14 protein-coding genes and 3 pseudogenes are annotated in these 13,323 nt (G+C 43.8%); 14 read left to right on the top strand and 3 right to left on the bottom strand.

All coding sequences use genetic code 11. The features are described 5' to 3' along the window. Positions 1-273 precede the first annotated feature (273 nt). Both EA26_RS14180 and EA26_RS14175 read right to left on the bottom strand, forming a co-directional pair. Positions 274-543 (bottom strand): type II toxin-antitoxin system YafQ family toxin, encoded by a 270-nt coding sequence (locus EA26_RS14180; RefSeq protein ID WP_039428600.1) that lies wholly within the window; start codon positions 541-543, stop codon positions 274-276. Next, positions 536-814 (bottom strand): type II toxin-antitoxin system RelB/DinJ family antitoxin, encoded by a 279-nt coding sequence (locus EA26_RS14175; RefSeq protein WP_032480862.1) that lies wholly within the window; start codon positions 812-814, stop codon positions 536-538. Before EA26_RS14175 ends, EA26_RS14180 begins: the two co-directional genes overlap by 8 nt. 1,566 nt (positions 815-2,380) lie before the next feature. Here EA26_RS14175 and EA26_RS14170 point away from each other — a divergent pair. Next, positions 2,381-2,740: pseudogene (locus tag EA26_RS14170) on the top strand (GNAT family N-acetyltransferase); the annotation flags it as partial. A gap of 39 nt (positions 2,741-2,779) precedes the next feature. Here EA26_RS14170 and EA26_RS14165 read toward each other — a convergent pair. After that, a protein-coding gene (locus tag EA26_RS14165; RefSeq protein ID WP_404975831.1) for an IS3 family transposase occupies positions 2,780-4,314 on the bottom strand; the annotation gives its coding sequence in 2 pieces (ribosomal slippage) (positions 2,780-3,861 and positions 3,861-4,314; 1,536 coding nt in all). A 65-nt stretch (positions 4,315-4,379) separates the two neighbouring features. Between EA26_RS14165 and EA26_RS20725 the strand changes: the two are divergent. The 13 genes and pseudogenes from EA26_RS20725 to EA26_RS14090 all read left to right on the top strand — a co-directional run. Continuing rightward, positions 4,380-4,499 (top strand): annotated as a pseudogene (locus EA26_RS20725) (GNAT family N-acetyltransferase); the annotation flags it as partial. Between the two features lie 188 nt (positions 4,500-4,687). Further along, the gene (locus EA26_RS14155; RefSeq protein WP_039428595.1) at positions 4,688-4,945 is read left to right on the top strand and encodes a type II toxin-antitoxin system Phd/YefM family antitoxin; all 258 of its coding nucleotides are present in this window, start codon (positions 4,688-4,690) and stop codon (positions 4,943-4,945) included. Next, a complete protein-coding gene (locus EA26_RS14150) occupies positions 4,933-5,235 on the top strand; it encodes a type II toxin-antitoxin system RelE/ParE family toxin (RefSeq protein WP_000852547.1) in 303 nt (100 codons plus the stop codon). Before EA26_RS14155 ends, EA26_RS14150 begins: the two co-directional genes overlap by 13 nt. 209 nt (positions 5,236-5,444) lie before the next feature. Next, a complete protein-coding gene (locus tag EA26_RS14145; protein ID WP_039428595.1) occupies positions 5,445-5,702 on the top strand; it encodes a type II toxin-antitoxin system Phd/YefM family antitoxin in 258 nt (85 codons plus the stop codon). Next, positions 5,690-5,992, top strand: coding sequence for a type II toxin-antitoxin system RelE/ParE family toxin (locus tag EA26_RS14140; protein WP_000852547.1), 303 nt, complete (start codon positions 5,690-5,692; stop codon positions 5,990-5,992). The genes EA26_RS14145 and EA26_RS14140 overlap by 13 nt, the downstream gene beginning before the upstream one ends. A 158-nt stretch (positions 5,993-6,150) precedes the next feature. Next, on the top strand, positions 6,151-7,056 hold the full coding sequence (locus tag EA26_RS14135) for a putative phage abortive infection protein (RefSeq protein WP_152593696.1): 906 nt from the start codon (positions 6,151-6,153) through the stop codon (positions 7,054-7,056). A 202-nt stretch (positions 7,057-7,258) separates the two neighbouring features. Beyond that, positions 7,259-7,531: a hypothetical protein gene (locus EA26_RS14130; protein ID WP_014258248.1), complete on the top strand. Its 273-nt coding sequence runs from the start codon at positions 7,259-7,261 to the stop codon at positions 7,529-7,531. Between the two features lie 171 nt (positions 7,532-7,702). Further along, complete coding sequence (locus tag EA26_RS20105) at positions 7,703-8,269, top strand: hypothetical protein (protein WP_043037929.1); 567 nt, start codon at positions 7,703-7,705, stop codon at positions 8,267-8,269. Positions 8,270-8,409: 140 nt separating this feature from the next. Continuing rightward, a pseudogene (locus EA26_RS14120) lies at positions 8,410-8,763 on the top strand (GNAT family N-acetyltransferase); the annotation flags it as partial. 79 nt (positions 8,764-8,842) lie between these two features. Further along, positions 8,843-9,966, top strand: a protein-coding gene (locus tag EA26_RS14110) for an IS3-like element ISVpa4 family transposase (RefSeq protein ID WP_100269006.1) whose coding sequence is annotated in 2 segments (ribosomal slippage) — positions 8,843-9,095 and positions 9,095-9,966 — 1,125 coding nt in all. Because the reading frame shifts where the segments join, the coding sequence is not laid out codon by codon here. A 315-nt stretch (positions 9,967-10,281) separates the two neighbouring features. Then, complete coding sequence (locus EA26_RS14105) at positions 10,282-10,473, top strand: hypothetical protein (protein WP_039428576.1); 192 nt, start codon at positions 10,282-10,284, stop codon at positions 10,471-10,473. 79 nt (positions 10,474-10,552) lie between these two features. Beyond that, a complete protein-coding gene (locus EA26_RS14100) occupies positions 10,553-11,680 on the top strand; it encodes an ISAs1 family transposase (RefSeq protein ID WP_039428566.1) in 1,128 nt (375 codons plus the stop codon). Positions 11,681-11,771: 91 nt separating this feature from the next. Then, positions 11,772-13,306 (top strand): IS3 family transposase gene (locus tag EA26_RS14090; protein WP_404975831.1). Its coding sequence is split into 2 segments (ribosomal slippage): positions 11,772-12,225 and positions 12,225-13,306, totalling 1,536 coding nucleotides; the frame shifts between segments, so codons are not numbered across the junction. Positions 13,307-13,323 lie beyond the last annotated feature (17 nt).

Below are 13,323 nucleotides of genomic sequence, written 5' to 3'. Positions count from 1 at the left end.
TGACAAGGATTTATGCGGAGCTTGGGAGCAGCCAACTACAGCAGATAGGCAGGCTTGTCAGTTTTATATGCCCAAAAATTTGAGCTTTTTTCAAAGTAAGCAGGATTCAAAATCTCAGTAAGCAAAAGGCACGGGCATAACAAACTGTTCAAGCAGATTCGGCATGCGTGGCATTTTTGGTTTGCGTTGGTTTTGGTGATTACGTAGTGTTGCGGAAGCTTTTGTAGCGCATGCCTCACTACTTAACAGGGCGTTATGTGCCACTAAGGTTCATCAGAACAAATCACTATGAGAGCCAATTCTTGCTAACTGGAGCTGGCCATCAAAAATGCGATAAATGAGCACTAGATCTGGTTTAACGTGACAGTCACGGAATCCAACCCATCCGCCAGTTAAAGGGTGATCAACATTTTTAGGGTCGAGTTTTTCGCCTCTTTGTAGCTTTGATATGATGTTGCCGACTTCAATGATGTCCGAAATCGGCATTTTGGTGATTTTTTTGAAGTCTTTTTTGAATTGTGTTGAGTATTCTAAGCTATACATTCTTAACTTTGCCTTCAGTTAGCTCAGTAAGCATAGCGTCAACAGATTCTGCTTTATGCCCATGGCCTTGAACAAGTTCATTCATTGCAGAAATCGTTGTTTCATTTGGTTGAGGCACACGTAAGTCAAATGGAATACCACCATGATTAATCACGGCTTTTGCAAAAATTTTAATAGCTTGTGATGTACTAAGACCCATTTCGTCACAAATGCTAGTAAAAGCAACTTTGGTATCATGGTCTATGCGAGTACTTAGCATTTCTGTTCTCATAACAGCACCTTTGGTTGTACAATGTATTACATAGTTAAACATTAGTATAATGGCACATAACAAACGCTTCAAGAGGGACAGCCAACGCGCGGCATTTTTACTATGCGTTGGTTTTTATGATTACGGTGTTATGCGGTAAGTTGGTAGTAGCGTTGGCTGCCCCTTAAGCGGGCGTTATGCTTAATCAAGAAAAATCAGTGGGTTATCATTTTTATTTGTTCCCTCGGCTTGTTAGTTTCGAGTTTGTCGGCAAGTTGGCTTCAGTGGGCGCTGTTTTCCGGACACTTATTCTTTGACGCTGAAAATTCAGAGAATTGCCTCAATCAGTTCTCGCGTAAGAGCGAGGTTAGGGCGGTTGGCTCAATCAGAAATTTGATTTTAGTTTTACGGTCTTGGATAGCCGAAATTCGAAGTATGTTTTTCAAAACTATGAGTTGTTTCGGTTTTCTACGTTTTGGTTTTTGTTTATGAATCAAAGTCGAGTTAATCTTGGTTCTATTAAAACGTAAGTTATTGAAGCTTAAGCATAACAAACGCTTTAAGACGGATTCGCAACGCGTGGCATTTTTACCATGCATTAAGTTTAGTGATTTAGGTGGTTTGCGGAAATATCGTATTGCGTTGCTCACCACTTAAGCGGGCGTTAGCTTAAAACAAATAAAATCAACTGGTTGTGGTCTTTTCTTTCTGCCCTTGACCATTCGTTCAGGTTTTTCGGCAAATCAGCATTGTTTGCCAATGCGAGTTTTGAGCGCTTGCCTCAATTGAGTTTTGGGGTTGCGCGAGGTTAGCCAGTTTGGCGTAAAGTCGCTTTGGAAGTTTTGTGTTCGCACTGAGTTTTCCGAAAATGATTTATTAAAATTTTCGGGTTTTCAAATTGCATGAAATTCCACATAGTTTGAGCCAATTTGGGTTTTAAAACCTAAGTGGTTTGCCGGTTTCCTAAATCGAGTAAATCTCAGGCTTGGTAAATCTAAGGTGCTGAAATTTAAGCTAACAAACTGCTTAAGAGGGATTCGCAATACGTGGCATTTTCAGCATGCGGTGAGTTTCGTGATTAAGGCGGTGTGCGGTAGCTTTCGTAGTGCATTGCTCACCCCTTAGCAGGGCGTTAGCTTAAAACATTAAAAATTAGTTGTTTGTGGTTTTTCTTTCTTCCTTTGTCCATTCGTTCTGGTTTCTCGGCAAGTTAGCATTGTTTGTCAACGCAAGTTTTGAGCTGTTGCCTCAATTGAATTTTGGGAATGAGCGAGGTCGGTCAGTTTGGTGTAAAGTCGCTTTGGAAGTTTTGCTTTCGTTTCGAGTTTTCAAATCGCATGAAAGGCCACAAAGTTTGAGTCAATGCGGGTTTTAAAACTCAAGTAGTTTTCCGGCTTTTCAAATCAGGTTAATCTCGGGCTTAGTAAATCTAAGGTGCTGAAATTTAAGCTAACAAACTGCTTAAGAGGGATTCGCAATGCGTGGCATTTTCAGCATGCGGTGAGTTTTGTGATTAAGTCGGTGTGCGGTAGCTTTTGCAGTACATTGCTCACCCCTTAGCAGGGCGTTATAACCTAATGGGAAATCATGAACTTAGAAGAGTTTCAAGAATCGGATTTTGATCTGCTTATAAAATGGATTGACTCAGATGAGTTGAACTATTTGTGGGGTGGTCCAGCGTATGTTTTTCCGTTGACTTATGAACAGATTCATTCCCACTGTAGCAAAGCAGAAGTATTTCCCTATCTGCTAAAAGTGAACGGTAGACATGCTGGGTTTGTTGAGTTGTACAAAGTCACCGATGAGCAATATCGGATTTGCCGTGTGTTTATTTCAAATGCTTATCGTGGGCAAGGACTATCAAAATCGATGTTGATGTTATTAATCGATAAAGCCCGATTAGATTTTTCTGCAACCAAGCTTAGCTTAGGCGTTTTTGAACAGAACCGGTGTTTTTCAAGATAGTTGCCATCATTTGCTTGCTTATTAAGCAGCTTCTCTTTCTGGATTTAGGTGGACTTCACCAACTGGTTCACAGTTCCTGATATCACCAGGCCAGCGCTCAGGTTTTCGCTGTTTTGCTGCGAGCAATACCTCAGCTCGGCGCTTCAAGATCTCTTCATCTTTTCCATTATGACGCTCTGAAGGCGTGACATAATTTAGCTTACTGTGTTTGTGCTCGGTGTTGTACCAGCGCACGAAGGCTTCAACCCAACGTCGACTGCTGTCGAGACTTTCAAAGCCCTTTGTCGGCCAGTTTGGCATGTACTTTACCGTGCGGAACAACGATTCTACATACGGATTATCATCACTGACTCTTGGACGGCTATACGATGAGGTAATGCCTAACTCATCCATCTTCGCTTTGAACGTCAGCGACTTCATAGGCGCACCGTTATCTGAGTGAAGAACCAGCGGTTGACTGAAGCACTGCTCTCGCATCAACGTCCGCTGCAGGAGTTGTGAGGCTAACTCGCCGCACTCACGTTCATACACCTCATAACCCACGATTTTTCGGCTGTAGATGTCCTCAATGACGTACAGATAATAGTGCTGGCCTCGAACCTTTGAAGGCAAGTAAGTGATATCCCATGTGTAGACTTGATTCGAGCCTGTCGCCGTATAACTCGTTGGCTTCGCTTGTGTTTGTCTACTCCTCTGACGGCCTCGATGATGAAGTTGCCCTTGTGCACTCAGTACCCGATAATAGCTCGACTCTGAGGCGATATACTCACCTTTATCAAGCAGTGTCGGTACGATTTGAGTTGGAGGTAAGCTCGCGAACTCTGGGCGGTTACACACCTCGATAATGGCATCACGCTCTTGCTGAGAGAGCTTGTTAGCTGGCTCAGGTCTGGCACAGGTCGGTCTTTTATCCGCTTGAACCTCTCCTTGCCGATACCATCGACGATACGTTCTCAGGTCAATTTGAACCTCATAACAAGCTCGCTCTAAGCGGCAACCACTTTGCTTGGCATCGTGGATAAGAGCAATCAGGTGCTGCCTTTCATCGGTTGAGGTTAGTCGTCCTCTGGCTCTTCCCCGTAAAAGGCTATGAGCTTTTTTCGTAGAACCAACAGGGCAGCCGTTTCAGCGAGCGCCTTTTCTTTGTGGCGTAACTCCTTCCTAAGCTCTTTGATTTCAAGCTTATCCGCTTTGGCCTGCTTCTTTGCTTGTGCTTCCCGCTCTTTACTCGACATGAAGCCTTGCATACATTCGCTGCGCCAGCGTTGGACTTGCTCTGGAAACAGACCTTTTTCACGACAATATTGGCTGAGTTCATTCTCGGTCATCGAGTAAGTCTCGGCGACGATGGCGAGTTTAGTTTGAGCAGACCACTGCTCTGATGAAGTGTTGCTGTTTGGCACTGCGGCTCCTGAACGTCTGAGTTGCTGTCGCCAATGATACAGGGTTGCAGTGCTAATGCCTTCCTCTTTTGAAAGTTCGCTCACTGACATTGAGTATGGAGGCAGCAGCTTCTTCAATATGGCTTCTTTTCTTTCTGTTGGAATACGAGACACAATTCACTCTTACCGCCCTAGACTGGTTAAATTTTAACAGTGACAACTATCCTGCCAGAGGGGGGAACACGGTTGCTAGAAAATGTTATGAGTCATTCGGTTTTGAAGTGGTTTCGACAGAAATTGGTACAAGATCTTTTAATGGTAAGTTATGGGATCTGGTGCGAATGGAAAAACGGTTATAACAAACGGTTCAAGAGGGACAACCAACGCGTGGCATTTTTATTATGCGTTGGTTTTTGTGATTACAGTGTTATGCGGAAAGTTGGTAGTAGCGTTGGTTGCCCCTTAACCGGGCGTTAGCCGTCATGGAGCTTGCTATGCTCAAAGTGATAGAATAGTATCACTTTAGTAATCCATAGGAGCAGCTCTCATGAAAGTAGAACTAGTTACATCACTCAAACGGCAAGCAACCAAGATCCTAGCCGATCTCCACGACACCAAAGAACCAGTGTTAATTACGGAGCATGGTAAGCCATCTGCGTATCTAGTTGATGTTGATGATTACGAGTTTATGCAAAATCGTTTGGCCATTCTCGAAGGTATTGCACGAGGTGAACGCGCAGTAGCTGACGGAAAGGTTGTTGGTCACAATGAAGCCAAGGACAAAATGTCAAAATGGCTGAAGTAATTTGGACTGAACCAGCGCTATCTGACCTAAATGATATCGCTGAGTACATCGCGCTTGAAAATGTCGTGGCTGCAAAGCAACTGGTTCAAGCGATCTTCTCGAAAGTCGAACGTCTAGAAGTTTTCCCAGAGTCAGGTCGTATTCCGCCAGAATTAGAGCATTTGAGTTATCGTGAAGTTGTAGCAAATCCATGTCGTGTTTTCTATAAACAAGACGGTGATAAGGTATTTATACTGTTTGTTATGCGCGCCGAGAGAGATTTGCGTAAGTTCTTGTTAAGTAGACAATAACCTTTGGGAATGAGCGGCTAACAAACGCTTTAAGACGGATTCGCAACGCGTGGCATTTTTATTATGCGTTGGTTTTTGTGATTACAGTGTTATGCGGAAAGTTGGTAGTAGCGTTGGTTGCCCCTTAACCGGGCGTTAGCCGTCATGGAGCTTGCTATGCTCAAAGTGATAGAATAGTATCACTTTAGTAATCCATAGGAGCAGCTCTCATGAAAGTAGAACTAGTTACATCACTCAAACGGCAAGCAACCAAGATCCTAGCCGATCTCCACGACACCAAAGAACCAGTGTTAATTACGGAGCATGGTAAGCCATCTGCGTATCTAGTTGATGTTGATGATTACGAGTTTATGCAAAATCGTTTGGCCATTCTCGAAGGTATTGCACGAGGTGAACGCGCAGTAGCTGACGGAAAGGTTGTTGGTCACAATGAAGCCAAGGACAAAATGTCAAAATGGCTGAAGTAATTTGGACTGAACCAGCGCTATCTGACCTAAATGATATCGCTGAGTACATCGCGCTTGAAAATGTCGTGGCTGCAAAGCAACTGGTTCAAGCGATCTTCTCGAAAGTCGAACGTCTAGAAGTTTTCCCAGAGTCAGGTCGTATTCCGCCAGAATTAGAGCATTTGAGTTATCGTGAAGTTGTAGCAAATCCATGTCGTGTTTTCTATAAACAAGACGGTGATAAGGTATTTATACTGTTTGTTATGCGCGCCGAGAGAGATTTGCGTAAGTTCTTGTTAAGTAGACAATAACCTTTGGGAATGAGCGGCTAACAAACGCTTTAAGACGGATTCGCAACGCGTGGCATTTGTGGTTTGCGGTAAATTTAGTGATTTAGGTGGTGTGCGGTAACATAGTATTGCGTTGCTCACCGCTTAAGCGGGCGTTAAGTGTTTAAAAAGGAGTACAGGTGAAAGAGTTTTTTCTACAGATGATATCTAAGGCTTACAGGATGAGCCGCAAGTTTCACGTACTCGCTTATAAACGATTTCTTAAACTAATTGGCTATAGTGGTGATTCTACTTCTAGAAGTTTGTTTCGCCTATTTCAAGCCGCGTCTTATTCAGTTTTGACTGTTTTCTTAGTAAATTTGCTTTCTATTGGTAAAAATAGTTTTGGAGAATGGGGAGATTTTTTTGGCGGTGTATTAAACCCATTGTTAACTTTTCTTACTTTTATGGGGTTACTGTTGACGATAGTTCTTCAAAATAAAGAATTGAGGCAAGCGAGGGTTGAGGCTAGACGATCTGCAGATGCTTTGGTGAGTCAAAATAAAACAACTGAAAAGCAGTCATTTGAACAAACCGTTTTTAATATGCTTGGGCTTCAGCAACAAATAATCAATTCTATTGATCTTTTCGAAACAAAAACGCGAAGAGTAACTGTAGGGCGGGACTGTTTTGAGGTCTTCTACACACGCTTTGAGAAATGTGCGGAATCAAAAGGGGTTACTTTGTTTGGTACAGTCAAAGATTTTGAACAGGAGGAAGTAAGAATAAATGATGCCTGGAAAATGTTTTGGAACACACACCAAAGTGAGTTAGGGCATTATTTTAGATATCTGTATAACATAATTCGATTTATAGACGAGAAGAACTATGACACAGCCACTTACATGAGAATTGTTAGAGCACAGCTGTCTGATCAGGAACTATTGATTTTGTTTTACAATTGCTTAAGTGTTCATGGGAGAGAAAAATTCAAACCTTTAGTAGAAAATTATGCTTTGTTTGATAACTTGCCAATTAGTAAATTAATAAATAGAAATCATGGCAAACTCTACAATAGTAGAGCCTTCGGTGAAATAAACACTTAACAAACAATTTAAGCAGATTCGCAACGCGTGGCAGTTTTGGTTTGCAGTGAGTTTGGTGTTTAAGGCGCAATGCGGTGGCTTTTGTAATGCGTTGCTCACTACTTAATTGGGCGTTATGTGCATGAGCCAAGCTTGATTAAACGATATGTGAATCTATAAGTCTCTGTTTTTATGAATTAATCACGATCATACAGGAAGTGAAATGGACAACTTATTTGAAAGTGTATGGCTTAACTTCGGTGTTTCTCTTCTGATAGCACTTTCAGTGGGCTTTGCCATTGAAGTGTTTTTAAAAAAGGTGTTAAAGCCGAAAGGCTTGTGGTGGGTGTTTATACTGCTCTTTTCAGCATGCATTTTTTTAGTTGCTTCTACTTTGAGTTCCAATGAAAACTTTTTCTATTGGTTTATTTCATCGGCCAAGTGGGCGTTGGTAGGCATTGCAGGTCTTTCGATAGCAAAACTGAGAGAAAGTTAGCGTAAACGTCGCCGATATGCACATAACAAAGCGTTTAAGACGGATTCACAACGCTTGGCATTTTTAGTTTGAATCGGCTTTAGTGTTTACGGCACAATGGGTTAGGTTGGGTGGTTGCGTTGTTCACCACTTAACGCGGCGTTATATTTTTCATCAAGTTTGGAGTATGAATTGAAAGTTAGTAATCCTTTAACAATTGTGGCGATTTTTGCTGGTGTAGCAGAAGCGTTTGCAACTGGTGCTTTGGTTCTACTGCCATTAGAGATTCAACAAAATTTTGTTTATTTCGTGATGTTTTTCCCGTTACTCATAGTAGTGACATTTTTTGGTATTTTAGTTAAAAAGCCTCAGGTTCTATATGCTCCCAGTGACTATTCTGATGAAAAAAACTTCATCGTTGCCAATGGTATTGAGAAAGTGTTAAGTGCTAAAACCGAAGAGGTAGTTGAATCCATTAAGCGGGACGCTCCAGAACTAAACTCGTCTACAATCGAATCGTTAAGGCATAGTTTGAAAAATAGCTTTAAAACTGCTGCGGAAGACAGTTTTGAACAACTTATTTTGGATTACCTAAAAGAGCACCCTAACAATGCTTACACTGCGACTGGTATTGGTCATATATTATCAATTAGTTTTAGGGTAGTGGCTGATACCCTGCTTAAGCTAGAAAGTCAGGGGTTGGTAGTCAGGGGTGTTGAAAAGGATACAAACATCACTTTGTGGCAAATAAAAATATAACAAACTGTTCAAGAGTGATTCAGCACGCGTGGCATTTTTGGTATGCGTTGATTTCGGTGTTGAAGTGCCATGCGGAAGCTTGGTCATTGCGTGCTTCACACCTTAACAGGGCGTTATACGAATTAGGGAAAATTCAGAATATGGAAATAAAAATAGATGACTTATCGGGTGGTGAGGTGTTCAAATTACTTGAAGAACATTTAGCTGATATGTACGCAACTTCACCCCCTGAAAGTGCTCACGCTCTCGATGTTCATGCGCTGAAATCACCAGACATTACATTTTTCAGTGGTTGGATTGGTAATGAACTGCAAGGTTGTTTGGCTTTCAAACAATTAACTCCTCAGCATATTGAACTCAAGTCAATGAGAACTTCAAGCCCATCTCGTAAATCCGGTGTAGCAACTCAACTGCTTGCTCATGCTCTAAACGTCGCAATAGACAGAGGGTATCAAAAAGTTAGTTTAGAGACAGGTACTCATGAATTTTTCCAAAGAAGTGGCCCCCAATTTTCGGACATGACTTTAAGTGGTCGATCTGTTTTGATAGTACCCAACAATACAGGGACAGATTATGACTAGAAAACGTAGAAACCACTCTCCTGAGTTTAAAGCTAAGGTGGCTCTCGATGCCGCTAAAGGCGATAAAACCGTCGCTGAGCTAGCTCAGAAATATAACCTGCACGCTAACCAGATCTCAACATGGAAAAAGGAGCTGCTTGAAAACGCAGCCATGATTTTTGCCACCGAAAATCACTCAGGAAAAGAGAGTTCCGAAGATGTGGACAAACTTCACGCCAAGATCGGTCAATTGACCATGGAAAATGATTTTTTGGCCAAAGTGCTCGGTCGTTAGACCGAGCCCAGCGAAAGAGTTCGCTGGTTAAATCCACCCCATTGCCGATAAAGCGCCAATGTGAGCTGCTCAATATTGCTCGCTCTACCGCTTACTATCAGCCCATCGGACTCTCTGCTGAGGAGATCACGTTACGACGTATGATTGACGAAATTCATCTGCAGTATCCGTTTATGGGCAGTCGGCGCATTCGAACTGAGCTGGCTAAAAAGGGCCATAGCGTTAATCGTAAGCGTGTTGTTCGACTCATGCGCGATATGGGGATTGGGGCGATTTATCCCAAGCCCAAAACGACGCTGGCTAACAAAGCACACAAGGTGTATCCCTACCTGTTGCGTGATATCGAAGTCACTTACCCAAACCAAGCTTGGGCGATTGATATCACGTACATCCCGATGGCGAAGGGGTTCCTGTACCTCGTTGCGATTATCGACTGGTATAGCCGCAAAGTGCTGGCTTGGCGACTATCCAACACCATGGACACGAGTTTTTGTATCGAAGCGCTTGAGGAAGCGCTGAAGCATTATGGGCCACCTGATATCTTTAACTCAGATCAAGGCAGCCAGTTTACCAGCACAGAGTTCACACAGAAGTTAATTGAACATGACATACGTATAAGCATGGACGGGAAAGGCCGCTGGGTTGACAATGTTTTCATTGAGCGATTATGGCGAAGCCTGAAATATGAGGAGGTTTACTTAAAGGCTTATACCACGCCCCGTGAAGCCGAGCTTGAAATCGGCAACTACATGGTGTTTTATAATGAAGAGCGTAACCATCAAGGACTGAATAACCTCACTCCTGATGAGGCCTACTTCGGTAGGCAAAGATACGCAGCATGAGCTGGGTCAACCACTTAACAAATGAGCTTATGTGTCCAACCAGCGGGGTCCACTTCTCAACCAGCAATAAACCTGTATGAAAAGTTTGGGTTCACTTACTGCGCTCCTTTTGCTGATTACAATTTGGATCCACATAGTCACTTTATGACACGGGATTTGGTGGAAAAATTCGTATAACAAAGCGTTTAAGACGGATTCACAACGCTTGGCATTTTTAGTTTGAATCGGCTTTAGTGTTTACGGCACAATGGGTTAGGTTGGGTGGTTGCGTTGTTCACCACTTAACGCGGCGTTAGAATTATTGAAGGAGTTGAGATGTCAGAAGATAAAAAGAAAAGGGATTGGATAGATGTTACGGAGACTATTAGTAAGCTTATAGCAACAATTATAATACCAGTGGTTATATTTTTCGTAGGCCAATCCTACACAGAAGCTCAAGTCGAAAGCCAAGTAAGAAGTGAATATATAAAAATGGGAGTTGGTCTTTTCCCCAGGGCAAGATCATGAACATTTCTTGTACAACGCAAGGTTAAATTTGACCTGAAGCACGGTCTGTGATCTTATGCTCTTCTTTTGGGGAGCGACCATGAATATTAATACCATCAAAGCGCATTTCAGTATCATCCGTGACAAACGACAAAGTGCAAAAGTTGATTATCCTCTGTTTGATATTTTGTTTGGGTCTATCTGTGCCGTGATAGCCGGAGGTCAAGGCTGGACTGACATTCGTGAATATGTTCTTGGCCACCATGAGTGGTTTCTTAAACAGGGACTGTTTGAAAACGGTGTGCCTGTCGACGATACCTTTGCTCGTTTGATTGCAAATATTGATCCTGCCGAGTTTCGCGACTGCTTCCTGGGTTGGATGAATGCGGTACATACCATGACGTTTGGTGAGGTGATTGCCATTGATGGCAAGACTTTGCGCGGCTCCTACGATAGAGACGACAGGAAAAGCACCATCCATATGGTGAGCGCCTATGCAAGTGCCAACCAACTGGTATTGGGCCAACTCAAAACCAACAATAAGAGCAATGAAATTACCGCGATTCCAGAGCTTATTAAGATGCTCGACTTGCGCGGAGCTATCGTGACGATTGATGCGATGGCCTGCCAGACCAAGATTGCCAAGGCGATCACTAGCAAGGGCGGTGATTACTTGTTGGCAGTAAAGGGGAATCAAGGCAAGTTGTCGGCAGCCATACAGACAGCCTTCGCCCCACACCGCCGTGCCCCGATTGACAAAACCACTTATCAAATCGAGAAACAAAAAGGCCGCGTTGAAGCACGTACTTGCCATGTACTCAAGGCTAGTGAGTTAGAGGGTGACTTCTCAACGTGGAGCGGACTCGCCAGTATTGTCATGGTTGAAAATTACCGAGTAGCCAAAGGTAAAGCGCCAAAGCTGGAGTACCGCTACTACATAAGTTCAGCAGACCTGACCGCGGAGCAGGCAGGAAATGCCATTCGAGCCCACTGGGGCATAGAGTCAATGCACTGGATTTTAGATGTGAGCATGCGAGAAGATGCTTGTCAGATTTACCGACAAAACGCGGCTGAAAATTTGGCAGGTTTAAGACACATGGCGCTTAACATGCTAAGAGCTGAGCCAAGCAAAATTAGTGTGCCAATGAAGCAGAAACGTTGCATGATGAACCCCGGCTTCTTGGAGCAAGTCTTAGTCGCTGGATTTAAGTCAATGACTAAATTCTAACCACTCATGCGGACGCCCTGGTCTTTTCCCCCTCTGGCAGGATAGTTGTCACTGTTAAAATTTAACCAGTCTAGGGCGGTAAGAGTGAATTGTGTCTCGTATTCCAACAGAAAGAAAAGAAGCCATATTGAAGAAGCTGCTGCCTCCATACTCAATGTCAGTGAGCGAACTTTCAAAAGAGGAAGGCATTAGCACTGCAACCCTGTATCATTGGCGACAGCAACTCAGACGTTCAGGAGCCGCAGTGCCAAACAGCAACACTTCATCAGAGCAGTGGTCTGCTCAAACTAAACTCGCCATCGTCGCCGAGACTTACTCGATGACCGAGAATGAACTCAGCCAATATTGTCGTGAAAAAGGTCTGTTTCCAGAGCAAGTCCAACGCTGGCGCAGCGAATGTATGCAAGGCTTCATGTCGAGTAAAGAGCGGGAAGCACAAGCAAAGAAGCAGGCCAAAGCGGATAAGCTTGAAATCAAAGAGCTTAGGAAGGAGTTACGCCACAAAGAAAAGGCGCTCGCTGAAACGGCTGCCCTGTTGGTTCTACGAAAAAAGCTCATAGCCTTTTACGGGGAAGAGCCAGAGGACGACTAACCTCAACCGATGAAAGGCAGCACCTGATTGCTCTTATCCACGATGCCAAGCAAAGTGGTTGCCGCTTAGAGCGAGCTTGTTATGAGGTTCAAATTGACCTGAGAACGTATCGTCGATGGTATCGGCAAGGAGAGGTTCAAGCGGATAAAAGACCGACCTGTGCCAGACCTGAGCCAGCTAACAAGCTCTCTCAGCAAGAGCGTGATGCCATTATCGAGGTGTGTAACCGCCCAGAGTTCGCGAGCTTACCTCCAACTCAAATCGTACCGACACTGCTTGATAAAGGTGAGTATATCGCCTCAGAGTCGAGCTATTATCGGGTACTGAGTGCACAAGGGCAACTTCATCATCGAGGCCGTCAGAGGAGTAGACAAACACAAGCGAAGCCAACGAGTTATACGGCGACAGGCTCGAATCAAGTCTACACATGGGATATCACTTACTTGCCTTCAAAGGTTCGAGGCCAGCACTATTATCTGTACGTCATTGAGGACATCTACAGCCGAAAAATCGTGGGTTATGAGGTGTATGAACGTGAGTGCGGCGAGTTAGCCTCACAACTCCTGCAGCGGACGTTGATGCGAGAGCAGTGCTTCAGTCAACCGCTGGTTCTTCACTCAGATAACGGTGCGCCTATGAAGTCGCTGACGTTCAAAGCGAAGATGGATGAGTTAGGCATTACCTCATCGTATAGCCGTCCAAGAGTCAGTGATGATAATCCGTATGTAGAATCGTTGTTCCGCACGGTAAAGTACATGCCAAACTGGCCGACAAAGGGCTTTGAAAGTCTCGACAGCAGTCGACGTTGGGTTGAAGCCTTCGTGCGCTGGTACAACACCGAGCACAAACACAGTAAGCTAAATTATGTCACGCCTTCAGAGCGTCATAATGGAAAAGATGAAGAGATCTTGAAGCGCCGAGCTGAGGTATTGCTCGCAGCAAAACAGCGAAAACCTGAGCGCTGGCCTGGTGATATCAGGAACTGTGAACCAGTTGGTGAAGTCCACCTAAATCCAGAAAGAGAAGCTGCTTAATAAGCAAGCAAATGATG

Source organism: Vibrio navarrensis (genome assembly GCF_000764325.1).
GTDB lineage: Bacteria > Pseudomonadota > Gammaproteobacteria > Enterobacterales > Vibrionaceae > Vibrio > Vibrio navarrensis.
Note: the sequence above shows the minus strand (reverse complement) of the source record. Positions and strands in the feature narration are given on the sequence as shown.

What these genes read in the sequence shown, in the direction of transcription:
- EA26_RS14180 (WP_039428600.1), bottom strand. Translation starts at nt 543, where the DNA reads ATGTATAGCTTAGAATACTCAACACAATTCAAAAAAGACTTCAAAAAA.
- EA26_RS14175 (WP_032480862.1), bottom strand. Translation starts at nt 814, where the DNA reads ATGAGAACAGAAATGCTAAGTACTCGCATAGACCATGATACCAAAGTT.
- EA26_RS14155 (WP_039428595.1), top strand. Translation starts at nt 4,688, where the DNA reads ATGAAAGTAGAACTAGTTACATCACTCAAACGGCAAGCAACCAAGATC.
- EA26_RS14150 (WP_000852547.1), top strand. Translation starts at nt 4,933, where the DNA reads ATGGCTGAAGTAATTTGGACTGAACCAGCGCTATCTGACCTAAATGAT.
- EA26_RS14145 (WP_039428595.1), top strand. Translation starts at nt 5,445, where the DNA reads ATGAAAGTAGAACTAGTTACATCACTCAAACGGCAAGCAACCAAGATC.
- EA26_RS14140 (WP_000852547.1), top strand. Translation starts at nt 5,690, where the DNA reads ATGGCTGAAGTAATTTGGACTGAACCAGCGCTATCTGACCTAAATGAT.
- EA26_RS14130 (WP_014258248.1), top strand. Translation starts at nt 7,259, where the DNA reads ATGGACAACTTATTTGAAAGTGTATGGCTTAACTTCGGTGTTTCTCTT.
- EA26_RS14105 (WP_039428576.1), top strand. Translation starts at nt 10,282, where the DNA reads ATGTCAGAAGATAAAAAGAAAAGGGATTGGATAGATGTTACGGAGACT.
- EA26_RS14100 (WP_039428566.1), top strand. Translation starts at nt 10,553, where the DNA reads ATGAATATTAATACCATCAAAGCGCATTTCAGTATCATCCGTGACAAA.